This is a genomic window from Nocardia sp. NPDC055321, from assembly GCF_053645575.1.
In genome coordinates this window covers 24,084-50,677 of record NZ_JBSHMS010000008.1, presented here as the reverse complement: position 1 = coordinate 50,677, position 26,594 = coordinate 24,084, and the positions used below count along the sequence as shown (strand labels likewise).

Sequence of the window (26,594 nt, the reverse complement as noted above, 5' to 3'; positions counted from 1 at the left end):
ACTGTCGTATCAACCTGGCAAGCTCGCCCCGTGGTTCTGGATACATCAGGCGAATACGCGCGCGGCGACGACCTCGCGGATCTGACCGAGTACGTGCGCGTTTTCGAAGCCGGGGGCTATCAAGTCGATCGAATCGTCGAATCGGTGTGCGCGGGCTGCGACGGACGCGAATTCGGGGTGGACGCGGACGACGATGAGGGTCTTGCCCGGCGTACCTGCCTGTCCTGCGGCGCCACCGCCTTTCTCGGTGACAGTGCTGACCACTGGGACGAGGATGGGGACTGGGCGGAGTGCACGTGCCCGTGTGGTGGTGAGCGCTTCGCGGTGGCCGTGGGCTTCTCCGTTCGCGAGGATGGCGATATCCGCTGGGTGAGCGTCGGACTGCGCTGCCTGGCCGATGGTGTGCTCGGCGTCTATGTCGACTGGAAGATCGACTACTCGCCTGCTCTGGATCTTCCTGCCTAGGTTGGCCGGGGCGTCGCTGGTTCAGTTTCTTGGCGGCGGTTGGGTGCCCTGCCGCGGGAAACAACCAGAACACGGAGTACCAGCGGGGTGGGTCGGGAGCCTCGGCTGCGGTTGAGCGACCTACCGCCGAAAGGGCGCCTGGACACCGGAGTACCGGCGGAGTGCGTCAGGTGCCTCGATCGCGGTTGGGGACCCTACCGCAGGAAAGAAGACAGGACAACGGAGTACCAGCAGGGGGACGTCGGGAGACTCGGCTGCGGTTGGGTGCCCTACCGGGGGAAGGACGCCTGGATAACGGAATACGAGCGGGGGCAGGTTGGGTGCCTCGGCGGCGGTTCCGGCCCTTCCGGGCCGATAGGCGGGATCGAAGCCTTCGGATGCGTGGCCGAGTTTCCAACCCCGGGCCGGGCACGGCAATCACCGCCTGAGACATCACCCTGTTGTGCTGAGGACGAGTCTTTGTCTGTAGGTCTCGAGAAGGTTCCCACGGCCAGTCGACCCGGCTGGAAGGGTGAATCCGCTCCCAACTGGGGAGCCGAAGGTCGGGTACGGCAGGCGAGGTAACCAGCATTGCCGCATCTGTTTTGCCTGCTCTCCCGAACCCCGCTGGAAGCTGGACCTTGGGTGTGGGGTTGGGCTACGTCGGCCACGGGCGTGAACACTGATGCGTGTGGACGCACCATCCGCACGGGTGAGAAGAGCGGGGCCATATGCGTGGGCGCGCGAGGAGCCCCTTCGGCATGGGAAAGCCGAAGAGGCAGAGTGGAAACGGCGGTGAGACTCGATACCAGGGGCCGGGTGGCTAACAGCGCCATCGCGCGGGGATACCCGGGAACTGGGGATGGTGGCGGAAGTTCACACGCGGCCTACGAGCTCGGTCGATGTGTGGTGGAGGAATCCACCCCGTTTTGCCCGGATTCTCCGAATCATCGCCCATCACAACGGTTTCCCAGCCGTTCGGGCCGGTGTTGATCTGGGCGTGGCAGGCATCGCAGGCGAAAGTCAGGTTCTCGATGTTCGTTTCGCCGCCATCGGCCCATTCGTGGATGTGGTGCACAGCGGAGCGGCTCGCTGGCGCGTCGCATCCCGGGCGCGTGCACCCGCGTTCGGTGGCGGTGAGCGCCAACCGCTGGGCAGGGTTGGCGAGACGCTGACCGCGAGAAAGGTGCAGGGGGCGGCCGTTGCGATCGAGCACCACCAGGTACGGAGTCGAATTCCTGGCGACCTGAAGGGCTTGGGTGATCGACATCGTGCCGCCTGTGGCGGTGGTGGCGACCCCTGCGCGGTTCTCGAGGTCGTCGATGCTCATGGTGATGATCGTCGAGACCGGAAGTCCGCGATGCGATCCCAGTCGCGTGGGTCCCATGTCCGGGCGGAAGAACACCAGCAGCGCATCGTGATTGCGCTGCTCAGCGGTACGGTGATCGCGCTTAGCGGCGGCACGCAGCTTCGCGCGCAGAGCTGCGCGGGCACGCTGGTCCGGGGTCAGCGAGGGGTCGTTTGCGTCATCATCACCGGTGTCGTCGCCGTCGTCGAGTTCGGTATCGAGACCGAGTTCAGCGGTGGTCCACGGGCTTTCGGGATCATCGGGATTGCACATGCCGGGGCGCCCGAATTTCTCGAACATCGGGATCATCACCGCCCCCAACTGCGGGGTCAGGTATCCCGAGATCGGGTACATGCCGTCGATGCCCTGATGCCCGATCTTGATGCTCCGGACTCGCTGGCGGTCCCGGTCCTCGGTCAACCGGCCATCGGGGTCGACGTGGGCCAGGATGTGCACGCCGAGCTTGGTCACACCCTTCGGGTCACCCTCGCGGGCGTAAGAGGTCAGATGCTCCTCGGCCTGGTCTTTGACTTCCGGACCGGCGGCGTCGGGGATCCGCGTCAGCGCATCGTGGATGGCCTTCACATGATCGGCGGAGATCTCCCCGGCCCGTTGCGCTGCGGCGACGAGCGGCAATTTCGGCGGCCGGGTACTCGAACCCGTCGACACCGTCGACAGCAGATCAGCGTTACGGACGCGGGCAGCGGCCTCGGCGTACGAGAGCCGCAGTGTTTGTTGCAGGAACAGAATCAAGCTCTTCACACCCGCTGCGGAGGACAAGCCTCGCGCTCCACACTCGAGAGCGAAGCGCTGCTTGACCGCTTCGAGTTTGCGGAAGCTGGTCTCGAGCCCCTGCATGACGCCGACGACCTCGCCATCGGCCATTGAGTACATCGGTAATTCGAGCAGGTTTTCCACCGCGGCGGCGAGTGCTTTGACACTCGTCGCGATGGTGGGTACCTCTCTCGAATCCATGCCTCTATTCTACGCCTTCATAGCGGATATGAATAGCTCAATTCTGTTGGGATACAACACTATTCAGACAATTCGACCCCTCAATTCAACGACACCGAAACCCATCCACCGCAGCCTCATAAACTGACCCAAATGATCGAGGTACGCGTACTGGAACCCGACGACTGGCAACTCTGGCGCCAGCTCCGGCTCGCCGCTCTCGCCGACGCGCCCTGGGCCTTCGGCTCGACCCTCGCCGAGTGGACAGGCCCCGGCGACACCGAGGCCCGCTGGCGCTCCCGCTTCGACAACGTCCCCTTCAACGCCGTCGTCTCCTGGCACGGCACCCCCGCCGGCATGGTCGGCGCGTACCCCTCGGACACCGAAACCGGGACGGTAGAACTCATTTCGATGTGGGTCGCGCCCTTCGCGCGCGGCAAGGGCGTATCGGACGCCGCGATAGACGCGGTAGTGAAATGGGCAGGGCCCCGGCCGGTGATCCTGTCGGTCAAGACAGACAACGCCGTCGCGATCCGCCTGTACGAGCGTCACGGATTCGCCGACGCGGGCCCCTCCCCCGACGACTCCGACGAACGCCTCATGCGCCGGTCCTAGCCGAACTCGTGCGCCGGTCCCTCGCGCACACCAGCCATTCCACGCATGAGCTCCCCCCGAAACCCGCAGAGACAGAAGATGCCCGGCTCACAAAGGAGCCGGGCATCAGAAACAGCACCAAATACTCCGAAACCCTATGTCACAGTCCAGGTCTCCCGACCGGTCAGCAACGTCTGCAGGGTCCCCTCCGCCACCGGCTTCTGTTCGCGAGCCGCACTCAGCTGCGCACGAACGCCGTCGTCGTAGGTGGGCCGGGTAGCGGCCCGGAACACCCCGGTCACCACCCGGGTCATGTCCTGATCGGACAGCCGGGACAGCGCGTACGCGTACTCGGGATTGTCGGTGTACGCGTCGTGCACCACGATCTCGGACTCCGGGACCGACGTCGCGGGCACCACCTTCAGCCCGAATCCGCTTCGCACGACGGCCAGTTCGTTGTCCGCGCCGAACCGAATCGGCTGACCGTGCCGCAGCCGGATGAGGTGGGACTCCGCGTTCTCCTTGCGCAGGATGTCGAACGACCCGTCGTTGAAGATCGGGCAGTCCTGCAGGATCTCCACGAACGCGGTGCCGCGATGTTCGGCGGCCGCGCGCAGAACCTCGGTGAGTCCGGCGCGGTCGGAGTCCAGAGCCCGTGCGGCGAACGTGGCTTCGGCCCCGAGCGCCACCGACAGCGTGTTGAACGGATGGTCGATCGAGCCCATCGGCGTGGACTTGGTGACCTTGCCGGTCTCCGACGTCGGCGAGTACTGGCCCTTGGTGAGCCCGTAGATCCGGTTGTTGAACAGCAGGATCGTCATGTTCACGTTGCGCCGCAGCGCGTGCACGAGGTGGTTGCCGCCGATCGAGAGAGCGTCGCCGTCACCGGTCACGACCCAGACCGACAGGTCCGGCCGGGTGACCGCGAGCCCGGTGGCGATGGCGGGCGCGCGCCCGTGAATCGAGTGAATCCCGTACGCCTCCAGGTAATACGGGAAGCGGCTCGAGCACCCGATGCCGGAGACGAACATCAGATTCTCGCGCTTGAGCCCCAGTTCGGCCAGGAACCCGCGCACGGTGGCGAGGATGACGTAGTCACCGCAGCCGGGGCACCAGCGCACCTCCTGATCGGTGGTGTAATCCTTGGGTTTCTGCGGACCGTCGGCGTGCGGCACCCCGGTCAATCCGGTTAGCCCCAGATCCGTTCCGACGAGCGGGTTTTCGAGGATGGTCATCAGTTACCCCCTGGAGTGCGGTAGGTGGCCCGCGCTCGTGCCGCGAAGGCCTTGCTCTGCTCCATCTCGGCGATGGAGCCGTCCAGTGCCGCGTCGATCACCCCGACCAGTTCCTGCGCGGAGAACGCCGTCCCGGCGACCTTGGTCCACGGCTGCACGTCCACCAGGTAGCGGGCGCGCAGCAGCATGGCGAGCTGACCGCCGTTCATCTCGGGCGCGACCACCGTGCGGTACCGGCCCAGCACGGCGCCGAGGTTGGCGGGGAAGGGATTCAGATGCCGCAGGTGCGCCTGGGCGACCGGTACGCCCCGCCGCCGCGCCCGCCGGCACGCCTCGCCGATGGGCCCGTAGGAGCTGCCCCAGCCGATGAGCAGCAGTTCCGCCCGGCCGCTGGGATCCTCGACCTCGAGGTCGGGCACGGTGATGCCGTCGATCTTGGCCTGGCGCAGCCGCACCATCAGTTCGTGATTGGCGGGCTCGTAGGAGATGTTGCCGCTGCCGTCGGCCTTCTCGAGACCGCCGATGCGATGCGCGCGCCCCTTCGTCCCGGGCACCGCCAGCGGCCGGGCCAGGGTCTCGGGATCGCGCGCGTACGGCAGGAAACCGTCGTCGTCCGCGCCCTCGGGCTCGAATCCCGGATCGATGGGCGCGAGATCGCCGACCTGCGGAATCGCCCAGGGCTCGGACCCGTTGGCGATGGACCCGTCCGAGAGCAGCAGCACCGGCGTGCGATAGGTGATGGCGATGCGCGCGGCCTCGACCGCGGCGTCGAAGCAGTCCGCGGGCGAGCGCGGGGCCAGCACCGCCACCGGCGACTCGCCGTTGCGCCCGTACAGCGCCTGCAGCAGATCGGCCTGCTCGGTCTTGGTGGGCAGACCCGTCGACGGACCGCCGCGCTGCACGTCGATGATGAGCAGCGGCATCTCGGTCATGACGGCGAGTCCGATGGCCTCGCTCTTGAGGGCGAGCCCGGGCCCGGAGGTGCTGGTGACGCCCAGCGCGCCGCCGATCGAAGCGCCCAGGGCCGCACCGATTCCTGCGATCTCGTCCTCGGCCTGGAAGGTGGTGACGCCGAAGTTCTTGTGCCTGCTCAACTCGTGCAGGATGTCCGAGGCCGGGGTGATCGGGTAGGTGCCCAGGAACACCGGCAGCCCGGACAGCTGACCGGCCGTCACCAACCCGTAGGCGAGCGCGGTGTTGCCGGTGATCTGCCGGTAGGTGCCGGCGGGCAGCGTCGCGCGGGCGACCTCGTAGGTCGTCGCGAACGCCTCGGTGGTTTCGCCATAATTCCACCCGGCCCGGAATGCGAGAATATTCGCTTCGGCCACTTCGGGTTTGGACCCGAATTTCTCCCGGAGGAACTGTTCCGTACCACCGAGTGGCCGGCCGTACATCCAGGAGAGCAATCCCAGCGCGAACATATTCTTCGCGCGCTGCCCATCCTTTTTACCCACACCGGTCGGTTCGGTTGCCGCCAGCGTCAGCGATGTCATGGGCACTTGATGCACCACGAAATCGGACAGTGTCCCGTCGGCGAGCGGATCCCCCGCGTAACCGACCTTCGAAAGATTACGTTTGGTGAATTCGTCCGTGTTCACGATGAGCGTGGCCCCGCGGGCCAGCTCCTCCAGATTCGCCTTGAGCGCCGCCGGATTCATCGCCACCAGCACATCGGGCTGATCACCGGCGGTGAGGATGTCGTAGTCCGCGATCTGGATCTGGAACGACGAGACACCCGGCAGCGTGCCCTGGGGCGCACGGATCTCGGCCGGGAAGTTCGGCTGTGTTGCAAGATCATTTCCGAAAGCGGCTGCCTCATGGGTGAATCGATCACCGGTGAGCTGCATACCATCACCGGAGTCGCCGGCGAAGCGAATTACAACCTTTTCCAATTTCTCAGCGGCAGCGCCGTTTCGGGCCGCTGTCACCGATTCGTCATGCTGGGAACCCATGCGCCTGCATCACTTCCTCGTCCGTGAGAGGTACCAACGCCAAACTACTCCGCTATATTCGCGACACACCCGCGAAAACAGCGGTGAAACGTCGAGATTTCGCGGCCGGCGTCAGGCGAACAGTGCCAGCTGCGGGTCGGGCGTATGCGATTCGGCGGCACGCACTTGCGGCTCGGCCTGCCGTTCGCGGTTCAAACCATGCTTGTCCAGCAACGGATCGATCCGGCCGCGCAACCACGCGGAGTACTCCGGTGTCACTGAAGTCCCGCGACCATACAGCTGCCGATAGCGCCGGATGAGCGCCGGGTGCTGTTCGGCGAGCCAGGTGAGGAACCAGCCGCGGGTGCTACCGCGCAGATGCATGGGAAAGGCGACCGCGCTCGCGGCCCCGGCCTCGGCGATGGCGGCGAAGAGATCGTCCAGCTGTGACCGGCCGTCGGTGAGGCACGGAATGATCGGCGCCACCATGACATTCACCGCGAACCCGGCGTCGGCGAGGGCGCGCACGAGCTCGAGCCGCGCGCGCGGCGAGGGTGTTCCCGGTTCGAGCGCGGTGCTCAGTTCGGGATCGAGCATCGCGATGGAGACGGCCAGATGCACCGGAACCTGGCGCGCCGCCTGGGTGAGCAGCGGCAGATCCCGGCGCAGCAGTGTGCCTTTGGTGAGAATGGAGAACCCGGTGCCGGATTCGGTGAGCGCGCCGATGATGCCCGGCATGAGCCGATAGCGCCCCTCGGCGCGCTGATACGGATCCGTATTGGTCCCCAGCGCAACGACTTCCCGCCGCCAGGAGCGCTTGTGCACCTCCCGGCGCAGGATGGCCGCGATGTTGGTCTTGACGACGATCTGGTTGTCGAAGTCCTCGCCCGCGTCCAGATCCAGGTACTCGTGGGTGGGGCGGGCGAAGCAGTAGCGGCAGGCGTGCGTACAACCCCGCATGGGGTTGACGGTCCAGTTGAACGGCAGACTGCCGCCCTCGGGCATCTTGTTCAGCGCGCTCTTGCAGAGCACTTCGTGAAAAGTGATGCCTTCGAACTCCGGGGTTTGTACGCTGCGTACGAACCCCGCGCGTTCGAGCCCGGGCAGCGCGCCGTCATCGGCCTCGAGGGTCTGGCTCTGCCACCGCACCACACAAGTCGAACATTTGTTCTACCTGGTGTCAAGCGATCTTCTGGGTGACCGTCTTGAAGTTCTGCCCATTGTAGAAGGCCACGAGGTCGCGAATCGTCTCGTCCGCCGGGCGTGGCCGGTAGCCGAGGTCGGTGCTCGCCTTGTCGTGTTCCACGACCGGCGCCGACAGCAGCGCGCCCATGGCCGCCTTGGAGATGCGGTCGCTGCCCACGGCCTTGGCGGCGGGCTCGAGCACCGGCATCAGCGCGTTGATGAACTTGGCCGGAATGGCGAAGGCGGGCTTGAGCTTCCCGTTGACCTCGGCGGCCAGGCGGGTGGCGTCGAACATGTTGGTGAAGTGACCACCGAGCAGGTAGTTCTCACCGGTCTTGCCGCGCTCGCCGGCCAGGATGAGGCCGTTGGCCACGTCGCGCACGTCGACCAGGTCGAAGCCGCCGCTGATCATGACGGGCACGCGGCCGCGCGCGGCGTCCCACAGCGTCTTGTTGATGCGCGAGTCGGTGTTGTCGACCGGTCCGTACACACCGGTCGGGTTGCAGACGACCGCGTCCAGACCCTGATCGATGACCTTGCGCAGCTCGACCTCGCCCTGGAACTTCGAGCGGTCGTACACCGGCAGGTCGGGATCGATGGACCGCGGCGAGCGCTCGTTGATGGTGCCGCCGCAGGTGTACTGGTTAAACGCGTGAATGGAGCTGGTGTGCACCATGCGGCGCGCGCCGACCTCGAGCGCGGCCTCGGCGACCACGCGCACGCCCTCGGTGTTGACCCGCCAGGCGAGGTCGTTCTTGTGCGCGAGGGTGATGAGCGCGACGAGATGGTAGACGACCTCCGCACCCTCCAGCGTCTGGCGCATGGAGGCGGGATCGAGGACGTCGCCGCTGACCCAGGTGACACCCGGGACGGCCGGTCCGGCGGGCTTGACACGGTCGATGGCGGTGACCTCGTGACCGCGATCGGTAAGCAGGCGAAGCAAATTGGTGCCAAGGAACCCGGCGGCGCCGGTGACTGCGACCTTCATGTGATGAAGAATATAGAACTTGTTCTAATTTGCAAGAACGGCCGGGACCCGATCCGGAGACGCTCGCGTACCCGACTCGGCATGCGCCCGCATACCAAGCAGGCGGCCCGGTCGCACGTGCGCGAGGTTAATCCGCCACGCCGAGCTGGACGATCGATGCGTTATATTCGCACCCGCATGTCCACGACGATTGGGGGGCACCAATGGCCGAGCTCTCGGTCGACACCGCGGCGGTTCGCACTTTCGCCGCGACGCAGGACGGCGTCGCCGCGAACATCGCCGCGGCCGGCGGCCTGGACACCGTAACCCACGTGGCCGCCATGACCCCGGTCTTCGGCGTGATCGGCGCCGACTTCCTGGCCAGTTTCGCCGTCGCCGAACTGCTGCACGACCGGGACATCAACTCCCTGTCGAGCCGGTTCGCCCACCTCGGTCAGGCCGCTTTCGGCTCGGCCGCCACCTACGACGGCACCGATGCCGCGTTCGCCGCCGGCCTCGGCTCGATCGAGGGCGCGATCGGCGAGCAGGCATGAGCCCGGTCGAGAACGGCGTGATCGGCGGGGTCGCTCCCATCGGCGAGCTCGGCGCTCCCGGCCCGTCGGGTCTTGCACACGGACCCGTGGGGGCGTCCGGCCCTGGGGTCCTCGACGCATCTGACGGCACGGCACTCGATGCGGACGGGGGCGGTTCGTTCGGGGCGGCCGGCGGCGAGCACCCGGGACTGCCGGACCTGCCGCTGGGTCAGCTGCCGGACGACGTCGCGCCCTTCACGCCGCCCGATTTCGTCTTGTCCCGCAAGGAGATCGAGCCCGCGGGGTCACTCTCCGGCGGCCTGCCGCACGGCCTCGGCGGGGCGACGGGCGCGGAAACTTCCGCCTCGTCCGTCCTGGCCGGCGCGCTGACCCCCGGCATCGACGCGGCGAACGGGGTGCTCTCGGGCGCGCAGCACACCCTCGCGGACGCGCAGGGCGCGCTCTCGGGCACGCAGGCCGCCCTGAACGGCATTCCCGCCGCCCTCGACGCGGCACAGGCCGCGCTGAGCGACGCGGCCGCGACTCTGCCGGTGTTGCCGCCGCTGCCCGCGGACCCGGTCGGTGATCTCATGAAGGGCCTGGCGCTGCCCGCCATCCCCGGGATCGACGCGCTGTTCAAGCCGTTCCTGGATCTGATCAACGCCTTCGGCACCGGCGTTCTGGGGCAACTGAATCCGGCCACCCTGCTCAGCCAGGGCTCGCAGCTCATCGAGACGGCGCTGCAGGTCGGCAAGGGCGCGGTCGAGACCGTCGAATCGGCCTGGCAGGGCAGGGCGTCCGGCGGCGCGCAGGACGCGAGTCAGCAGGCGCAGGCGCACGGCCGCGAGACCACCCAGCGCGGCTTCGATCTGTCGGCGGTGACCGAGCAGGCCGCCGCGGTGGTGCAGCGCGGCAACGTTCAGCTCACCGCCATCGCGCAGTCCTTCGCCGCTCAGGCGACGGCGCTGGCCCCCGTGATCCTGGCCCCGCCCGCGCAGACCGCGCTGATCGCCTCGGCCACCGAACATCTCGCCTCGGCAGTGACGGTCGTGAACGTGACCCGCGGCGAGCTCGCGGGGTACACCGCGCAGGTCAACGCCGTGGTCGGCCAATTGCTGGGGCAGAACGCCGGCCCCAACCCCGCCGAGGTGGCGAAGTCGTTGGCGCAGAACGTCGGTCAGCCGATTCTCGAACAGGCCAAGCAGCTGATCGAGGGCGGGTTGAACGCGGCGAACGCCGTTGCGGCCGCACCCGGTCCGGGCTCACCCACCGATGCGGACACCAAGGCGGCGGGTCTGGGCGGAGGCGCGGCGGGTGGCGGCGGTGGTGGCCTCGGCGGAGGCGGCGGTCTGGGCGGAGGCGGCGGAATACCCTCCGCACCGGGCGGTCCCGGCTCGTCCATCCCCGGCGGTCGCCTCGCCCCGGCCGCGCCCGGCCCCTTCGGCCCGGGCGGCCCCGGCATGACGGGCCCCTTGACCCCCGGCTTCATGGGCTCCCCCGCCGCGGCGGCCGCGGGCCGCGCCGCCGACCAGGATCACGCCCGCGCGGTCCAGCCGTACCAAAGCCCCACGGGCGACAGCGAACTCACCGCCGACCTCGGCCCCGCCACCCCCCGCGTCATCGGCGAGCCGGACAACCCTGCCGAAGAAGACCAGCCCACCCAAGCCTGATCCGTCTCGCACGAGTCGCCGTAGCGGGCACAGGCCGGCGCGACGCCGACCACGAACACGTGCGTCGGTGCAGACGTACCTGAGGACCCCAACTCCACCGGCAGACCGCTCACCGCCCGGTCGAGCGATCCGGCGACCGGACACCGTGCCGCTCACTCGAATTAGGGTGCGGCGTCGCCAGGCCGCGTCGATTCGGCTGCCGCGCCGCGAACTCCGCCGACGCGTCCAGGAAAAGGTGATGCCGCGGCCGTCGGAGTAGCTGCTCCGGGACCGCGGCATCGTGGAGGCGGAACGCGATTTGTACACCTCGCGGGCTCCGACACCGTATGGGGCCGGTGCGTGTGACCGGCGGATGGATCAGACCGCTGTGGGGCGTACCTGGGCGTCGATCCCGCCGTCGATGACGAACTGAGCGCCGTGGATGAAACCGGCCTGCGGGCCGAGCAGGTATGCGATCAGGGACGCTATCTCATCGGGAGTTCCGTTGCGGCCGATCGGCGGAACGAAGTTGCGGATGGCGTCGCCGTAGCGCGGGTCGTCCATGCCGGCGCGCAGCAGCGGGGTGTCCACGCCGCCGGGGGCCACGGTGTTCAGGCGCACGCCCGCCGCACCCCATTCGGGAGCGCGTTCGCGGACGGCCACGGTGACCGCGTTCTTCGACGAGGCGTAGGCGTACTGGCCCGCGAAATCGCCCGCCTCGGCGAAGGCTTCGGCCTCGGTGCCCTTGTTGATCGGGTTGTCCGCCCACGCGATATGGGTGGAGGCCACCGACGAAACCACCACCGCCGCAGGGGATTCGCCCTTCTGCAGGGCGGGGAAGAGTGCGTCCAGAAACGCGACGGTGGCCCGGTAGTTGATCTCGACCACGAAGTTGGGGTTGGGGACGTGCGGGCCGACGCCCGCGCAGAGCACGAGTCCGGTCAGCGCGCCGCCCGAGCGCTCGAGCACCGCGTCGACGGCGGCGGCACGGGCGGCCGGATCGGTCAGATCCGCGGTGATGTCGGCATTGCGCAGGTCGATGCCGATGACGTCGTGGCCCGCCGCGGTGAGCGCGGCGGCGGTGGCCGCCCCGATGCCCGACCCGGATCCGGTGATGGCGATGGTCATGTCTGCGATTAGAACAAGGTTCAGATTGCCGCCGCAACCCACACCCTCGGCGATCTCAGCCATCGGGACCACCGGCCCCGGTCACCAGCCGGATGCGCTACAAAGGATCAGGCAATTCAGGACGATCCGCGGCAATACCCCCGGATCTCGCCGACTTCTGGCCAGTGCGCTCGAACCCCCGCTAGCATCACCTCTACTAACTAGAATCTGTTCTAGTTTTCGTACTTGCTCACCGTCGAGAGGACGATCCCGATGCGCTTCACCTACGCGGAGGCGATGACCAACCCGGATTACTACATCCCCCTGGCGCGGGCCGCCGAGGAGGCCGGGTTCCACAGCATCACCGTCGCGGACAGCATCGCCTACCCGGCGGAGTCCGACTCCAAGTACCCCTACAACGCGGACGGCAACCGCGAGTTCCTCGAGGACAAGCCGTTCATCGAGACCTTCGTGCTCTCGGCGGCCATCGCCGCGGCCACCACGACGCTGCGCCTGACCCCGTTCGTCCTCAAGCTGCCGATCCGCCCGCCGGTGCTGGTGGCCAAGCAGGCGAGTTCGCTTGCGCGCCTGAGCAACAACCGCTTCGCCCTGGGCGTGGGCATCAGCCCGTGGCCGGAGGACTTCGACATCATGGGCGTGCCGTTCGAGAAGCGCGGCAAGCGCCTGGACGAGTGCATCGAGATCCTCAAGGGCCTGTCCACCGGCGAGTACTTCGAGTACCACGGCGAGTTCTACGACATCCAGAAGATCAAGATGACCCCCGCGCCGACCGAGCCGCTGCCGATCCTGGTCGGCGGGCACAGCGACGCGGCGCTGCGGCGCGCGGTGCGCCTGACCGACGGCTGGATGCACGCCGGCGGCAAGCCCGAGGATCTGGACCGCTACCTGGCGCGCATCAACGAATTGCGCAGCGAGCGTGACAATCCCGGTGAGTTCGAGATCCACGCCGCCTCGATGGACGCCTACTCGGTCGACGGGGTCAAGCGGATGGAGGACAAGGGCATCACCGACGCCATCGTCGGCTTCCGCAACTCCTACGCCAAGGAGCACGACACGGAGACCCTCGAGGAGAAGATCGTCAAGATCAAGTGGTACGGCGAGAAGATCATCGGCAAGCTGAACAGCTGAGTCCCGCCGCGCTCGAGCCGCTGTCGCGTGCGCTCCCGATGCCGGGGGCGCACGCGTCGCGCGTCGCGGCGCTCGATCAGTACGATCCGGCGAGCGCCGGCCACCGGCGAGCTCAGGAGTGCTTGGCGAAGCCCAGCTCGATGACCGCGTCGCGCTCGGCCGCCAGCTCCGCCACGCTCAGATCGATTCTGGCGCGCGAGAATTCGTCGATCTCGAGCCCCTGCACGATGCTGTACGCACCGTCGGCGCAGGTGACCGGGAACGAGCTGATCAGCCCGCGCGGCACGCCGTACGACCCGTCCGAGGGCACGGCCATCGACACCCATTCGCCCGGCGCGGTGCCCAGCACCCAGTCGTGCACGTGGTCGATGGCGGCGCTGGCCGCGCTCGCCGCCGAGGACGCCCCGCGCGCCTTGATGATGGCGGTGCCGCGCTGCTGGACGGTGGGGATGAAGTCGTTCTCCACCCAGTCGCGGTCGCCGATGAGTTCGAGGGCGGGCTTGCCGCCCACCGTGGCGTAGCTCAGGTCCGGGTACTGCGTGGCGGAGTGGTTGCCCCAGATGGCGATTCGCTCGATGTCGGCGGCCGCCGCGCCGGTGCGCGCGGCGACCTGCGCGATGGCCCGGTTGTGATCGAGCCGGGTGAGGGCAGTGAAGCGCTCGGCGGGCACGTCGGGGGCGTTGCTCATGGCGATGTAGGCGTTGGTGTTGGCCGGGTTGCCGACGACGAGCACCTTCACGTCGGCGGCGGCGTTGGCGTTGATGGCCGCGCCCTGATCGGTGAAGATCGGGCCGTTGGCGGCCAGCAGGTCCGCGCGTTCCATGCCCGCGGTGCGCGGGCGCGAGCCGACCAGGATGGCGATGTTGGCCCCGTCGAAGCCGACCCACGGATCGTCGGTGATGTCGATGCCCGCGAGGAGCGGGAACGCGCCGTCCTCGAGCTCCATGGCCACGCCCTCGAGGGAGGACACGGCGGCCGGTATCTCAAGCAGTCGCAGTCGCACCGGTGTCCGCTCACCCAGCAGCGCGCCGGAGGCGATGCGGAACAGCAGCCCGTAGGCGATCTGCCCGGCGGCGCCGGTGACGGTGACGGTAACGGGTTCCGGACGGCCTTGCTCGCTCACCACGAACTCCTCGCGTAGTCGAGATATCCGTTTTCACCCTATCCCCGCTCACACCCCGTTCCCCCACCCCGTGAGCCCGGAAGTGACCAACGAGACACCGGCCCCAGCAGCCCCATATCCACCGCTGAGCTGCTGATTCTCTGCGCAGTCAGCCCGTTCCAACCGTTTTCCCCGTCGGCCGTTAAGCGACTTCCGAGATCATTTCCCCGACCGCGCGGCAGGGGCCGCGGTCGAGGCGAGACCGGGGAGGGGGTTCCGATGGGCGTGTTGTGCGTGTTGTTCATGATGGGCTTCGTGGGGTTGCTGATCGTGGCGGTGGTGAGTTCGGCGCGCTCGGAGCGGGAACGCGTCGACCGCGTCCATCAGTGGGCTGCCGCGCACGGCTGGCGGGTGAACCGGCCTCCGCACGCGCCCTGGACTCCGCGCCTGCCGGGCCGTAACTCGCGCGGCGTCGGTGCGAGTGTCACCGGGTACCTCGGCGGCCGCTGGGTGACGGTCGCGGAGTACTCGTACCAGACCTCCGACGGCGGCGATTCCGGCGGCACGACGACCCACCGATTCGTGGTGACCGTGGTGCACCTCGAACGGCCGTTCCCCCCGCTGTCGGTGCGCCCCCAGGGCTCGTGGGCACTGCTGGGCCGGGCACTGTTCGGTGACAGGCCGACCGCGACCGGAAACCCGTTGTTCGACTACGCCTTCCGCGTCGACGCGGGCGACCCGGCGTATGCCAAGGCCATGGTCGGGCCGCATCTGATCGCCGCGCACGTGGCCGGCGCGGTCCCGCGGTGGAGCCTGGACGGGACCGACCTGCTCACCTACGTACCGAACGTCCGGTTGACCGATCCGCGCGCGATCCCCGGCTACGCGGCCCCGCTGCTGCGCGTCGCGGATCTCCTGGGCCACCGGGAATTCGGGTCGATGGGGAACTTCGACCGGCCGGCCTGAGCGGGAGTTCCGCCGAAATACACTGCGCGCCGGGCTGTCCCGGCGTATCAGCGCGCAGGGCTCACGAACGGCCCGCCCTACCCGGTCGACAGGCTCGGGGCACGCGAGTGACCGCGCTATCGGGTCAGCTCGGAGATGTCGGCGTCGGACAGCACAACCATCGAGACCGCGTCGCGGTCGCGGACCTGGCGCATCGCGCGGTACAGCGGGCGTTCCTCGGCGTTGGCGTCGCGGGCCTCGGCGCGCAGCTGCTGGACGAGCAGGTCGGAGACCGCGAGGGCGGCGGCGAGCGGGCAGGCGGCCAGGGCGTCGGCGAGCTTGCGCAGGCCGAGGATGTGGAGTTCGCGGCCGCTGCCGGAATCGGTGTAGATGGCCAGCGGCACCACGCGGGTGTCGCCGTTCGCGGTCACGCGCAGCAGCACCCGGCTGACCTTGCCCGGGTACACCACGATCTCGGTACCGGTCGCGGCGGCGAGGTCCACGCTGTGCTCGCCGCGCCAGGTGCGGGCTCGAATCACGGTGCCGGACAGCGATATCCGCTTGCGCTGGACCGCGGTGGCATACAGGGCCGTGGGTGCGCCGAGCACCAGCCCGATGGCGACGGCCACCGGCCAGCTGACCCAGAGCGCGGTCAGCAGTCCCATCCCGATGCCGACGCCGAGGGCGGCGAGGGTGAGCCGGCGCAGTGCGGGAGCGAGCAGCTCCGGCGCGATGAGATCGAGCCCGACCTCGGCGGCGGCGCCGGATTTCGATTTGTCAGTCACAGTTGCGCATTCGTCCAAGTGCATCAGGCGCGCCGCGGCTGCCACGCACCGCGGGGACGCTACCAGGACTCTCCCCCGGCGTGCCCCACTTCCGAATCCATTGTCCGGCAGCGCACCGGGCGGTGCGGAAGAACCTCCAGACGGCGCCCGCACGGCGGCTACCCGCGCACGACACCGCGCCCCGGACCGTGGTCCGGGGCGCGGTTGTCCACGAGCTTCGGCCTACTCCCCCGCGAGGGCGGCGGCGATCTGGGCGACGGCGTCGTCCAGGGCGATCTGGCGCTGTTCGCCGTTGCTCAGATCCTTGAGCCCTAGCTCGCCCTCGGCGACCTCGCGCTCGCCCAGGACCAGCGCGAAACGCGCCCCGGACTTGTCCGCAGCCTTCATCGCGCCCTTGACCCCGCGACCGCCGTAGGCGATATCGGTCCGGATGCCCGCGGCGCGGAGTTCACCGGCCAGCACCACCAGGCGCTGTTTGGCCACCTCGCCCAGCGGCACGCCGAACACGTCGATGCGGGTGCCGTCGGTGGCGGACTTGCCCTCGGCCTCGAGCGCGAGCACGGTGCGGTCCACGCCGATGCCGAAGCCGATGCCCGAGAGCGGCTGCCCGCCGAGTTCGGCCATGAGCCCGTCGTAGCGCCCGCCGCCGCCGATGCCGGACTGCGCGCCCAGCCCGTCGTGCACGAATTCGAAGGTGGTCTTGGTGTAGTAGTCCAGGCCGCGCACCATGCGCGGGTTGACCACGTACGGCACGCCGAGCGCGTCCAGGTGGCCGAGCACCTGGTCGAAGTGCGCCTTCGCGGACTCGGACAGGTGATCGATCATGAGCGGCGCGCCCGCGGTCATCTCCTTGACCTCGGGCCGCTTGTCGTCGAGCACGCGCAGCGGGTTGATCTCGGCCCGGCGGCGGGTCTCCTCGTCGAGTGGGAGCTTGAACAGGAACTCCTGCAACAGCTCCCGGTACTGCGGACGGCAGCTGTCGTCGCCGAGCGAGGTGAGTTCGAGCCGGAACCCGTCGAGTCCGAGCGAGCGGAAGCCGCGATCGGCGATGGCGATCACCTCGGCGTCCAGGGCCGGATCGTCGACGCCGATGGCCTCGAGGCCAACCTGCTGCAACTGCCGGTAGCGGCCCTTCTGCGGGCGTTCGTAGCGGAAGAACGGCCCGGCGTAGGCCAGTTTGACGGGCAGCTGGCCCCGGTCGAGGCCGTGCTGGATGACCGCGCGCATGACGCCCGCGGTGCCTTCGGGGCGCAGCGTGTAGCTCTCGCCCTTGCGGTCGGAGAAGGTCCACATCTCCTTGGAGACCACATCGGTGGACTCGCCGACACCCCGGGCGAAGAGCGCGGTCTCCTCGAAGATCGGCAGCTCAATGTGCCCGTATCCGGCCAGTCGCGCCGCATGAATGAGTGCGTCGCGCACGGCGACGAACTCCGCGGAGGTAGGCGGCAGATAGTCGGGGACCCCCTTCGGGGCACGGAAGCTGCTGGTCTCGGTCACGCCGTCCAGTTTTCCCCATGGTGCTTATCCAAGTCCAACCGGTTAGTGTGCACCGGTTATAAGGGAGCGTCTCAGGAAGTGATGGCACACTCTTATGCCGGAAGCAACCGATACGGAGGGACTAGCTAGTGCCGAGCAATGAACAGCGACGCGCTGCGGCGAAACGGAAGCTGGAGCGCCAGCTGGCGAACCGCGCCTCGCGGGCACGCAAGCAGAAGCAGATGACGATCGCCGCGTCGGCCCTGGGCGTCGTGGTCGTGATCGCAGCGGGTGTCGGTCTGTACCTCTGGAACCGTGGTGACGACAACACGAGCACCACCGCGACCTCCGAGACCCCGGACGCCTCCCTGTCCTCGGCCGCGCCGCTCCCGGTCGCCAAGGCCAAGCCCGCCACGGTCACCTGTGACTACCGCAATGCCCAGAGCCCGGCGTCCAAGCCGGTCGAGCGGCCGGGCACGGCGGACATCTCCACCACGACCAACGCCAAGGCGACCCTCGAGACCAATCAGGGCGCGATCGGCGTGACCCTGAACGCGGCCGAATCGCCCTGCACGGTCAACAGCTTCGTGAGCCTGGCCAAGCAGAACTTCTTCTCCGACACACAGTGTCACCGCATGACCACCGGCGAGGGCCTGCAGGTGCTGCAGTGCGGTGACCCGTCGGCCACCGGCATGGGCGGCCCGGGTTACCAGTACGACAACGAGTACCCGAGCGATCAGTACGACGCCGCCGATCCCGCGGCGCAGATGCCGGTCGGCTACAAGCGCGGCGTGCTGGCCATGGCCAACGCCGGGCCGGATCAGACGACCGGCGGCGGCACCAACGGCAGCCAGTTCTTCCTCGTGTACGGCGATTCGCAGTTGCCGCCGCAGTACACGATTTTCGGCACCATCGACGAGGGCGGTCTGGCCACGCTGGACAAGATCGCCAAGGCGGGTGTCGCCGGCGGCGCGCCGGATGGCAAGCCCGCCGAGGACGTCACGATCCAGTCGGTCCGAATCGACTGACCAGCACGGTTTTTCGGCCCCGGCGCTCGTAGAGCACCGGGGCCGTTCGTTTTTCGTGAAAAGCAACCGCATACCTCCTCCGAACCTTCGGTGTAAGGCTTCCCTAACCAAAGAAAATCCTGAGTTTTCGCTGAGATGCCGGAATTGTGCGATATATGCTGTATCGCGACGCGCGCGTACGGCGGTATCCGAGTTTTCGCTGGTAACCTCGTAGAACGGAGTACGAAGCGGCGTAGTAAGGCCCACCGGGCAACCCCCAACGGACCGAGCCCCCCACGCCTCCCAGCACTCCCGGTGTCGCGTTCGCAGGCGGGACATGGCTGACCGAATCACCGTTCGTATGGCGATGTTCGAGACGAAGCACCACAATCATCCATAGTGATCACTGCAGCATCGGGGAGCAGGCAATGGCCGAGGAACTCGACGACATCGGCGCCCAGACGGCGGCGATGATGAGGCAAATGTTGCAGCTCGCGACACTTGTCGCGCTGCGCACCCGGGAACGTGGCCAGAAAGAAGCGGAAGCGCGCGTCAAAGTCACCGAGTCCCGGCAGAAAGAGGCCCGTGAGCTCCAGCTCCGGGAAGCCGCGGATTCCAAGGCGAAGGATCCGCGCAACCTCGAACTGGCGCGCATGATCGAAAAGCCGCCGCTGGACAAGGGCGTATCCCTCGAGAAGGACAGGTTCACCGCGCAGGCCGAGGCCACGCGCATGGCCGCCACGCAGGCCGCCATGAACAAGAATCTGGTCCGCTACGACTCGGTGGAGCGCCGAACCGCTCTGGCCCAACACCTTTCCCGCATGGGTATCGCGCCGGAACTGGCCGCGGTACGCATGCTGCTCGAGGTAGGGCAGGCGCAGTCGGCAGCCGAAGCGGTCAAGGCCCGGGAACAGGAAGCCGCCGTCGCACAGCGCCGGGCGCGGGAGCTGGAAGCGCGCGGCCTCCAGCGCACACGCACCTAGGCACACTTACCCGCGGGAAATCAGAGCGACACAGCTGAACTCGGCTGTGTCGCTCGATCATCAGGGCGTGTCGCTCGATCATCAGGGCGTGCGGGTCACGCAAGCGTGTCGCATGGATACACCGGGCGAGTGGCCTGATCGAACAGGCGATCTGCGGTACCGCCGTGTCCCCGATCGCTCGGCTCGCAGCCGACGGTGTCCGGCCGACCGGCGGTCCGGCTGATTCACCGGCCCGCACGGTCACACGGATCCGAACCCGATATCTCGCTTCGACACGCCCGGGCTCGACTGGCGTTCACAACGATTCGATGTCGCGCGGTTCAGCCGATTCGTGAGTTCGCGGACCACCGGCGAACCGGGCAAACAACCCGAACGCCCCGTATCTCCGCCGAGCACGCCGTGGCGGATCCTCGAACCCGATCCGCCACAACGTCATCGACGTGTCCGCGACAGCCGGCTCAGAGCCGGAAGTCCCCCATCGTGGGATCGCTGAACAGCCCCTGCTGCGGCGACTTCAACGGCAGCGGCGTGAGCATGTCCTTGTGCCCGTTGCGCACGCTGCAGTACTTGAACGGCCCCTTGGGGTCGAACAGTTTGCCCATGTGCGGATCCGCGTGATCCAGGAACCACACGCTCAGACCGGTTTTGCCGTCCTGACGGTAGTGCTCCCAGGCGCGCCACATCGCGTCCAGGCGCGCGACCGCCTCGGCGTGCTTCCACCATTCGGGGCACCACACCGTGTCGCTGATATCGGTCACCTGACGGCGGTACACCAGGCTCAGGTAGTTCTCGACGAACTCCACCACGCTCTGGTAGACCATCGGTTGTTGCTGCTGTTCGGTCACAGCGGCCGGACCTCCTCGATTTTCCCGGCGTCCTTCGCCGGTTCCTGCTTGACCAGTGACGGCGTGCCGATCAGATCCGCGATCTCGGTTTTCTTGCGCGGGGACGGGTCGTGCTGGGTGATCGAATCCTTTACCGCGGCAGCGTATTCACCCTCCCACCACGGCACCGTGCGCACGAGCACCGCCGGCGTGCCGGAGGAGAACACGATCGCCCGCCCGCGCGGCAGCGTGGCCAGGCCGTGCACGTCGAAGGTCTTGGACGAGCCCAGCGACCGCGAATAGCTCTTGCCGCCACTGGATTCGGAGACCGAGGACGAGATGCTGTCGTACGCGCCGATGGCCTCGGAGCGCTCCTGCAGGAACTTGGTGTCGTCCACGCCGCTGCCGAGCACCTTGATGTTGGCCGCGGCCCACAGCGCTTCCATGCCGTCCAGACCCCAGCAGCGCGCGCCCTGCGCCCACGACTGCAGCACCGTCATGACCACGATGCCGCGCGAGCCGAAGTGGCTGTACTGCTTGGGCAGATCCTTCCAGCGCACCACGTTCGCGGCTTCGTCCAGCACCGCGAGCAGCGGGATCTCGAGGCGGCCGCCGTGCGAGCGCGAGGCCTCGCGCATGGCGATGTCGATGACCGCCTCGGTGAGCGCGCTGACCAGCGGAGCCGCCGAACCGCGGCCTTCGAGCGAGAGGCAGTAGAGCGTGCCGTTGTCGCGGATGAAGGCGAGTTCGTCGAACTGCGAACGACCCGATTCCGGGGTGATCCAACGGTGCACGTTGGAGAGCTTGAGGCAGCGGATCATCTTCTTGGCGGTACCGAAAACGCCACTGCGCGTGCGCTCGTCGACGTTGTACTGCTGGGCCAGGCCCGAGGCCATGAAGTGGAACCGGCCGGTGCGGCGCAGCAACTCGATGGGCTCGGTGTCCTGCGGGTTGGTGACCCATTCCCAGCACTGGGTGATGGGCCGGTCGTCGACCGCGGCGGCCAGGAACAGGCCCGCGAGCAGATCCTCGGCCTCCTGGTCGAAGAAGCTGTCGGTGGAGGTGGCCATGCCGCCGCCGGCGCCCTCGTCCGCGTCGGCGAAGTGCCCGGCCAGGCGGGCGGCGCGCATCTCGCAGCCGTCGCTGCGGGCGTCGATCCAGGCCAGCGGGTCCCAGAACCAATTGCGGGCCCGGTCATCGTGATTCATCGGATCGCCCGCGATGTCCTGCGGGTCGAAGATGAAGATCGGGCTGCCCTTGTTCTCGCGCACGTCGCGGGTGGCGTCGACGACGTCGCGCTTGTTCGAGGTGACCAGGGCCGGGCCGATGGCGGCCAGGATCGCCGGGATGACGCGCGAGGTGGTCTTGCCCTGGCGCGGACCCCAGATGTCGATGTGCAGGTCCTCGTAGGAGCCGTAGAGCATGCAGCCGTCGGCCACCGACATGCCGATCGGGACGCCGGGCATGTCGTTGTTGCCCAGTCGCATGCCGAGCTGGGTCGCCTTCTCGCGCACACCGGCGTCGGTGAGCGATTTGATGGCGCCGCCCGAACCCATGTGGTCGGCCTTGTCGTCGACCGCGAGCCGGCCGATCGCCTTGCGCGCCTTGACCCTTCGCTTGTTCAGCTGGTAGCCGATCGCGCTCAGCACGACCAGCAGCACGACGACCGTCGCCCAGCCGGGCCAGTACAGCTTGCCCTTGGCCAGGTCGACGGCTATGGCGATCGGATTGATCGGCAGGTCCTGTTTGGGCGAGGACAGGGCATTGCCCACCTGGATGGACACCCACAGTGTTCCCAGCACGGCGAACGCCGTGTAGATCATGAACAGCGTGGTGTCCGGACCCGGTGCGGCGGGATCCTTCACCGGTTGCTTCGCCATCTCCAGCCTCCTCAGATGACCTGTAAGTCGATGCGGCTCAACGGAATTCGTCCAGCGCCCAGCCGCCGGGGACGCGCACGACGGTGGCGACGACGGTACTGGGCGACAAGGGTTCGCGGCGGCCGTCGGGATAGACGACCGTCTGTTCGATGCCGATCTTGTATCGCTGACGGTCGGGATCCGCGCCGGGCGGAGCCTTCTCACCGGACGCGAACGCGAACGCTTCGACGTGAGCCCCGGATTTGCTCCAATCGGCCCACTGCAACGTCGCCTTCGGCGTCGCGGCACCGGCGGGTGGTGCATCCAGTGTACGGATCAGCGTGGGTCCCAGCCATTTCCGAGCGCGAGCCAGGGCGGGGGCGCCCTGCACCTCGGTGGCGGGATACCAGGTGTAGATCTCGCGCAGGGCCGCGACCGCCACGCCCTCACCGCTCGCGGGATCGGGGGCCGGGGCGCTGAGCAGCAACCGCGTGGTGGAGGTGGGCGGTTGCAGGGTAACGGGACCCGAGCCACCATCGGATCCGCTGCCGCACGCGGCGGTCAGCATCGCGATGACAGGCACCAGCATCACCACCAGTTTCGCGCCTTTGGCCGCCGGGACCACATCGCCGGGTCCGTGCCGGCGACGCAGCATCGGACCTGTGTTCCAGGCTAGTCCTCCGGGCCGAGCGCTGGGCGATACCAGCGGTTCTCCCGAATCGGCGTGTCCGAATCGCCGGGTTGCGGTCATGACCCCCGCTTGGCGTGATTGAGCGTTTCCACCAGGCTGCGGTTCATTTCCGCGGCCGCGGCCAGCTGCTGCTGCAGGAGCGCGACCTTGCGGCGCAGGGTGGTCGCGTCCATCTGCTCGAGCCCGGGGCTCTCGGCCGCGCGCACCCAGTTGCGGACCGAATTGGTGTGCACGCCTATTTGTTCGGCGACCACGCGGCACGCCTCCGATTCCGAGCGCATCTTCGCGCTCAGCGCCACCACCTGCTCGACGGCGGCCTGCCGCACCTCCGGCGAGACTCTTCGGTAGGACCGGTGCGGCATCATTCGGGGCTCCCGTCGTCGTCGTTGCCGCGCCGGGCGGTGGTTTCGCTGAATTCGCTGAAACGCTGGTTGGTGTCGTGGATTCCGCTCTCCTTCTCCGAGGGCGAGAACTCCATGTGGAACGGGATGCCGGGGCGGCGGTCCTCACCGATCTTGATGAGGAACTTGCCGGTGCCGGGGGCGGACGGGCGCTGCTGGCCGGGCTTGAGCGCCTCGCCGGTGAGGGCCTGCGGGGCGGACCAGCTCGTGACCATGTCCTCCTCGGCGGAGGTGAAGGGGACGATCGAGTCCAGCCGGCCGATCTCCTCCGCGGGTAGCGCGCCGAAGATCTTGGCGCGGGCGCGTTCCAGGAAGCCGAGCGCCTTGGAGATGGCCGCTTCCGAGCCCAGGGACTGCAGGTCCTTGATGGTGTGGCTGATCATGATCAGCGCGGTGGCGATGCTGCGCTGCAGACGGGTGAGCTCGTCGACGCGGTCGACCATGAAGTCGCCCAGGCCCAGGACCTGCCACAGCTCGTCCATCACGACCTGGAAGTAGCGTTGCGGGCCCAGGCCCGCGTCGGCCAGGACGTGCGCGGCTTCCACCGAGGCGAAACCGTCGGCCCAGCAGGCCAGCATGACCGCGGCCTTGAGCTTCTTGTCGCCGTTGGGGATGTGCGAGACGTCGATGCAGACCGCGGTCGAGGCGGTGTCGATGGGAGTTGTGGTGTGGCCGTTGAAGATCGCGCCGAACGGGCCCTGGGTCAGCGCGCGCAGCGAGCGGCGCAGGCCCTTGATGGCGTTCTGGTATTCGTCGGGGTTGTCGGCGCCCGCGTCGAGCATGAGTTCGTCGCCGCCGTTGACGATGACGGTGAGCAGATCCTCGATGATGGGCGGCTGGTCCGGGGTGAACTCGCTGCCCTCGCGGTACAGGATCCGCAGGGCGGTGGAGATGAGGGTTTCCTCGTAGTCGCGCACGCGCGCGCCGCGCACCAGTTCCACCAGGCCCGCGACCAGGGTGACCTGGCGGGCGCGCATCTCCTGCATGACCTGGGTCTGCAGTTCGGGCAGGTCGTCCAGGCGGGGCACGATCGAGCCCAGGACGCCGGCGGCGAGCGGATTGAGTTTGCCGTGGCCGTAACCCAGGTCGATGACCTGACCGCCGACCAGCTCCACGAGCTTGCGGTAGTCGGGCTTGACGTCGGCCAGGATCAGCGGGGTGATGCCCTGCGCGACGCCGCCCAGCACGATGCGGCGGACCAGCGAGGACTTGCCGAAACCGTTGAGGCCCAGCACGAACAGGCTCGGGGCGGTGATGAAGCTGCCGCGCATGAACCAGTTCATGGGGTCGAAGCAGACCGGGGCGCCGGTGTGCAGGTGCGAGCCCAGCGGGGTACCGATAAGGGGTGCGCCGGCGCCGACCGACCACGGCCACAGGCCCGCGACCTGGGCGGTGGTGGCGCGGTACTCGACCGGCCGCCCGACCACGTTCATCCGGCCGCCGCCCGCGCCGATGTAGCCGCGGTCGGTGAGTTGCGCTGTGGTGCGGTCGAATTCGTCGACGCTGCCGTACTCGATGCGTTCGACCCGTGCGGCGAAGTTCCGCCTGCGCAGGTCGTCGGTGTGCAGGCGGAAGGTCGCCCACACCGCCCGCAGCCCGTTCTGCTCGCGGACGATGACCTCGAGCTTGGCCCGGGCCGCGTCGTCGAGCAGCTTGGGTCCCTGCTGGCGCTTCTTGGCGGCCTTCTTGCGCGCCGCCGCGCCCTTGGGCACGCGGGCCTTGCCCTTTTCCCGGTCCTGACCGCCGCGGCGCGAACCGCCGTCGCCGTCGATCCGTTCGGGCCGGGCCGTCCGCTTGCGCGCGGTCCGCTCGCCCGCCTCGCCCTCGGGCCGCGGCCGTCGCGTCCGTCCCGAGGATCCCGCGCGCCCGCCGATGTGCACCCGGTCCGCGTCGGTGGGCCGCGTCCGCCCGTCCGCACCGCGCTCGCCGTCGCGTCCCGCCGAATCCGCGCCTCCCCGACCGGTTTCCCGCTCGGCGGCCCGACGCGCGTCGCGGTCCGCGCCACTGCGCCGTTCGCGCCCGTCGGCCTCGGTCGCCCGGCTCCGCGCCCGCGGATCACCGTCGCGCCGCGTACGTGCCTCGCCACCGCGCCCGCGCTCACCGGCACGCCGCGCGTCGCTCCCACGCTCGTCCGGGGCGGTCCCGCGCCGTGCCTCGCTTCCGCGCTCCGGGCCGCGCCCGCGCTCGCCCGCAACGGTTTCCGCGCCGTGCGCCCGCTGCCCGGCGGTCTGGGGCCGATGCGGTCCCGTGCCGATCTCCGGGCTGTGCGCCCGCTGCCCGGTCGTCGCCGGCCGATGCGGTCCGGTGCCGATCTCCGCGGCGTGCGGTCGCTGCCCGGCCCCGTGCGCCCGTTCGGTCGCCCCGGTCTCACCGTCACGCGGCCGCACTTCCTGCGCGACGCGCCCCGCGGAGCTCCGATCCCGCTCGCGCGCATCGCTGTCCGCGCCTAGCACGCCGTCGTCGCCACGTTCCCGGTCCATGCGGTCCCCCTCGAATCGTTCCAAACCGAGCGCAGCCGATCCCGCCGCCTGCCCCGGGCGCGCGTGGTCGCGCTCCGAACTTTCTGAGCCACCAACCTGTTCCGACCCCGCCACCGCCGGGTCCCCGTCCGCTCTCCCCCCGGCTCTTCGCCCACCCCCGTCACCCACGGGTTCCCCCTCGAGCGACAACGACGGAATGGTCCGCCGCCCGCCCCGCCGGGCGCCACTCGAGCCCGACGCGTCCGCTTCGCTCCCCGATACACCCTGATCACCCCGCGCGGGGCTCTCGGCCTCGCTACGCGAATCCCGCTGCCCCACACCAACGACCGCCCCGTCTCCCGCACCTGCGGAACCGGTGGCGGCTGCTGCGCCGCTTCCGGTCGCGGCCACCTCGGCGCCCGCCGCTACGTCGTCGGCGACCCCACCGTCACGCCGCGTCGAGGCCGCTGCCTCGGGCGCGTCCTCGCTGCCGACGGCCTCGCCTCCGCGGCTGCCACCTGCCCGCGAAACCCGCTCCCGGGCAACGCCTGAGCCATCACCGGTGTCGACCGTGCCCGCATCGGCCGCGCTCGCATTCCTGTGCGGCGCGGTGCCTGAGTCCGGAGATCCCGGCGGCGTGGATCGCCCGGCCGACAGCTCCCGATCCCCTGCGCTGGACAGGCTCTCCGCATCGCGCGGGCCTACGCCACCCTCGGCGGGCGCGTCCGCCTGTCGATCGAGCGAACCGCCCGAGCCCACAGCACCCGCGGGCCCGCCATGGTCGGTTTCTCGGTTCCCCTCCTGCGCAACGGGCTTGACGGCCGGTTCGCTGGACTTGTCCGCGACACCACCACCATCCACCGGGGTCGAGGCGTGCTCGTGTGCCGACGCTGCGCCTGCCTCGTTCTGACGACCGGGCTTCGGTGCAGTGGTAGATGCCGGGTCGGGCGAGACTGCGCGGTGCTC

At 68.8% G+C, this 26,594-nt stretch carries 22 protein-coding genes; 8 read left to right on the top strand and 14 right to left on the bottom strand.

The features are described 5' to 3' along the window. Positions 1-30 precede the first annotated feature (30 nt). Positions 31-465 (top strand): hypothetical protein, encoded by a 435-nt coding sequence (locus ACWIGI_RS14720; RefSeq protein WP_454202900.1) that lies wholly within the window; start codon positions 31-33, stop codon positions 463-465. Between the two features lie 802 nt (positions 466-1,267). Here the strand turns inward: ACWIGI_RS14720 and ACWIGI_RS14715 are convergent. Next, positions 1,268-2,767, bottom strand: coding sequence for a DUF222 domain-containing protein (locus ACWIGI_RS14715; RefSeq protein WP_454202899.1), 1,500 nt, complete (start codon positions 2,765-2,767; stop codon positions 1,268-1,270). 132 nt (positions 2,768-2,899) lie between these two features. On the opposite strand from ACWIGI_RS14715, the gene ACWIGI_RS14710 reads away from it, so the two are divergent. Then, positions 2,900-3,361, top strand: coding sequence for a GNAT family N-acetyltransferase (locus ACWIGI_RS14710; RefSeq protein WP_454202898.1), 462 nt, complete (start codon positions 2,900-2,902; stop codon positions 3,359-3,361). Positions 3,362-3,495: 134 nt separating this feature from the next. Here ACWIGI_RS14710 and ACWIGI_RS14705 read toward each other — a convergent pair whose 3' ends face one another. The 4 genes from ACWIGI_RS14705 to ACWIGI_RS14690 all read right to left on the bottom strand — a co-directional run bounded on the left by ACWIGI_RS14705 (position 3,496) and on the right by ACWIGI_RS14690 (position 8,679). Then, positions 3,496-4,575 (bottom strand): 2-oxoacid:ferredoxin oxidoreductase subunit beta, encoded by a 1,080-nt coding sequence (locus ACWIGI_RS14705; protein ID WP_454202897.1) that lies wholly within the window; start codon positions 4,573-4,575, stop codon positions 3,496-3,498. Beyond that, a complete protein-coding gene (locus tag ACWIGI_RS14700; RefSeq protein WP_454202896.1) occupies positions 4,575-6,527 on the bottom strand; it encodes a 2-oxoacid:acceptor oxidoreductase subunit alpha in 1,953 nt (650 codons plus the stop codon). The genes ACWIGI_RS14705 and ACWIGI_RS14700 overlap by 1 nt, the downstream gene beginning before the upstream one ends. A 111-nt stretch (positions 6,528-6,638) precedes the next feature. Next, on the bottom strand, positions 6,639-7,655 hold the full coding sequence (locus ACWIGI_RS14695; RefSeq protein WP_454202895.1) for an Rv2578c family radical SAM protein: 1,017 nt from the start codon (positions 7,653-7,655) through the stop codon (positions 6,639-6,641). Between the two features lie 31 nt (positions 7,656-7,686). Beyond that, positions 7,687-8,679 carry an NAD-dependent epimerase/dehydratase family protein gene (locus ACWIGI_RS14690; protein ID WP_454202894.1) on the bottom strand — a complete coding sequence of 331 codons (993 nt, stop codon included), beginning with the start codon at positions 8,677-8,679 and terminating at the stop codon, positions 7,687-7,689. A gap of 203 nt (positions 8,680-8,882) precedes the next feature. Here ACWIGI_RS14690 and ACWIGI_RS14685 point away from each other — a divergent pair, with 203 nt between their 5' ends. Both ACWIGI_RS14685 and ACWIGI_RS14680 read left to right on the top strand, forming a co-directional pair. Further along, on the top strand, positions 8,883-9,212 hold the full coding sequence (locus ACWIGI_RS14685) for a type VII secretion target (RefSeq protein WP_454202893.1): 330 nt from the start codon (positions 8,883-8,885) through the stop codon (positions 9,210-9,212). Further along, on the top strand, positions 9,209-10,861 hold the full coding sequence (locus ACWIGI_RS14680) for a hypothetical protein (protein ID WP_454202892.1): 1,653 nt from the start codon (positions 9,209-9,211) through the stop codon (positions 10,859-10,861). The genes ACWIGI_RS14685 and ACWIGI_RS14680 overlap by 4 nt, the downstream gene beginning before the upstream one ends. Positions 10,862-11,218: 357 nt before the next feature. On the opposite strand, the gene ACWIGI_RS14675 is transcribed toward ACWIGI_RS14680, so the two are convergent. After that, positions 11,219-11,968 (bottom strand): SDR family oxidoreductase, encoded by a 750-nt coding sequence (locus tag ACWIGI_RS14675; protein ID WP_454202891.1) that lies wholly within the window; start codon positions 11,966-11,968, stop codon positions 11,219-11,221. Positions 11,969-12,220: 252 nt separating this feature from the next. On the opposite strand from ACWIGI_RS14675, the gene ACWIGI_RS14670 reads away from it, so the two are divergent. After that, the gene (locus ACWIGI_RS14670) at positions 12,221-13,096 is read left to right on the top strand and encodes a TIGR03619 family F420-dependent LLM class oxidoreductase (protein WP_454203135.1); all 876 of its coding nucleotides are present in this window, start codon (positions 12,221-12,223) and stop codon (positions 13,094-13,096) included. A gap of 112 nt (positions 13,097-13,208) precedes the next feature. Here the strand turns inward: ACWIGI_RS14670 and ACWIGI_RS14665 are convergent, their stop codons facing one another. Then, positions 13,209-14,219 (bottom strand): malate dehydrogenase, encoded by a 1,011-nt coding sequence (locus tag ACWIGI_RS14665; RefSeq protein WP_454202890.1) that lies wholly within the window; start codon positions 14,217-14,219, stop codon positions 13,209-13,211. 258 nt (positions 14,220-14,477) lie between these two features. On the opposite strand from ACWIGI_RS14665, the gene ACWIGI_RS14660 reads away from it, so the two are divergent. Continuing rightward, a complete protein-coding gene (locus tag ACWIGI_RS14660) occupies positions 14,478-15,164 on the top strand; it encodes a hypothetical protein (RefSeq protein ID WP_454202889.1) in 687 nt (228 codons plus the stop codon). Between the two features lie 116 nt (positions 15,165-15,280). Here the strand turns inward: ACWIGI_RS14660 and ACWIGI_RS14655 are convergent, their stop codons facing one another. Then, positions 15,281-15,928: a hypothetical protein gene (locus ACWIGI_RS14655; RefSeq protein ID WP_454202888.1), complete on the bottom strand. Its 648-nt coding sequence runs from the start codon at positions 15,926-15,928 to the stop codon at positions 15,281-15,283. Between the two features lie 222 nt (positions 15,929-16,150). Then, on the bottom strand, positions 16,151-17,425 hold the full coding sequence (gene hisS / locus ACWIGI_RS14650) for a histidine--tRNA ligase (RefSeq protein ID WP_454202887.1): 1,275 nt from the start codon (positions 17,423-17,425) through the stop codon (positions 16,151-16,153). A 128-nt stretch (positions 17,426-17,553) separates the two neighbouring features. On the opposite strand from hisS, the gene ACWIGI_RS14645 reads away from it, so the two are divergent. Next, positions 17,554-18,432, top strand: a complete 879-nt coding sequence (locus tag ACWIGI_RS14645; protein WP_454202886.1) for a peptidylprolyl isomerase — start codon at positions 17,554-17,556, stop codon at positions 18,430-18,432. A 407-nt stretch (positions 18,433-18,839) separates the two neighbouring features. After that, positions 18,840-19,394, top strand: a complete 555-nt coding sequence (locus tag ACWIGI_RS14640; RefSeq protein ID WP_454202885.1) for a hypothetical protein — start codon at positions 18,840-18,842, stop codon at positions 19,392-19,394. Positions 19,395-19,852: 458 nt separating this feature from the next. Here the strand turns inward: ACWIGI_RS14640 and ACWIGI_RS14635 are convergent, their stop codons facing one another. The 5 genes from ACWIGI_RS14635 to ACWIGI_RS14615 form a co-directional block, all read right to left on the bottom strand. Continuing rightward, positions 19,853-20,239 carry a DUF4913 domain-containing protein gene (locus ACWIGI_RS14635; RefSeq protein WP_454202884.1) on the bottom strand — a complete coding sequence of 129 codons (387 nt, stop codon included), beginning with the start codon at positions 20,237-20,239 and terminating at the stop codon, positions 19,853-19,855. Then, positions 20,236-22,098 (bottom strand): type IV secretory system conjugative DNA transfer family protein, encoded by a 1,863-nt coding sequence (locus ACWIGI_RS14630; protein ID WP_454202883.1) that lies wholly within the window; start codon positions 22,096-22,098, stop codon positions 20,236-20,238. The genes ACWIGI_RS14635 and ACWIGI_RS14630 overlap by 4 nt, the downstream gene beginning before the upstream one ends. Positions 22,099-22,135: 37 nt before the next feature. Further along, positions 22,136-22,732 (bottom strand): hypothetical protein, encoded by a 597-nt coding sequence (locus tag ACWIGI_RS14625; protein WP_454202882.1) that lies wholly within the window; start codon positions 22,730-22,732, stop codon positions 22,136-22,138. Between the two features lie 92 nt (positions 22,733-22,824). Then, a complete protein-coding gene (locus ACWIGI_RS14620; RefSeq protein WP_454203134.1) occupies positions 22,825-23,130 on the bottom strand; it encodes a transposase in 306 nt (101 codons plus the stop codon). After that, positions 23,130-25,649, bottom strand: a complete 2,520-nt coding sequence (locus ACWIGI_RS14615) for a hypothetical protein (protein WP_454202881.1) — start codon at positions 25,647-25,649, stop codon at positions 23,130-23,132. Before ACWIGI_RS14615 ends, ACWIGI_RS14620 begins: the two co-directional genes overlap by 1 nt. Positions 25,650-26,594: the final 945 nt, after the last annotated feature.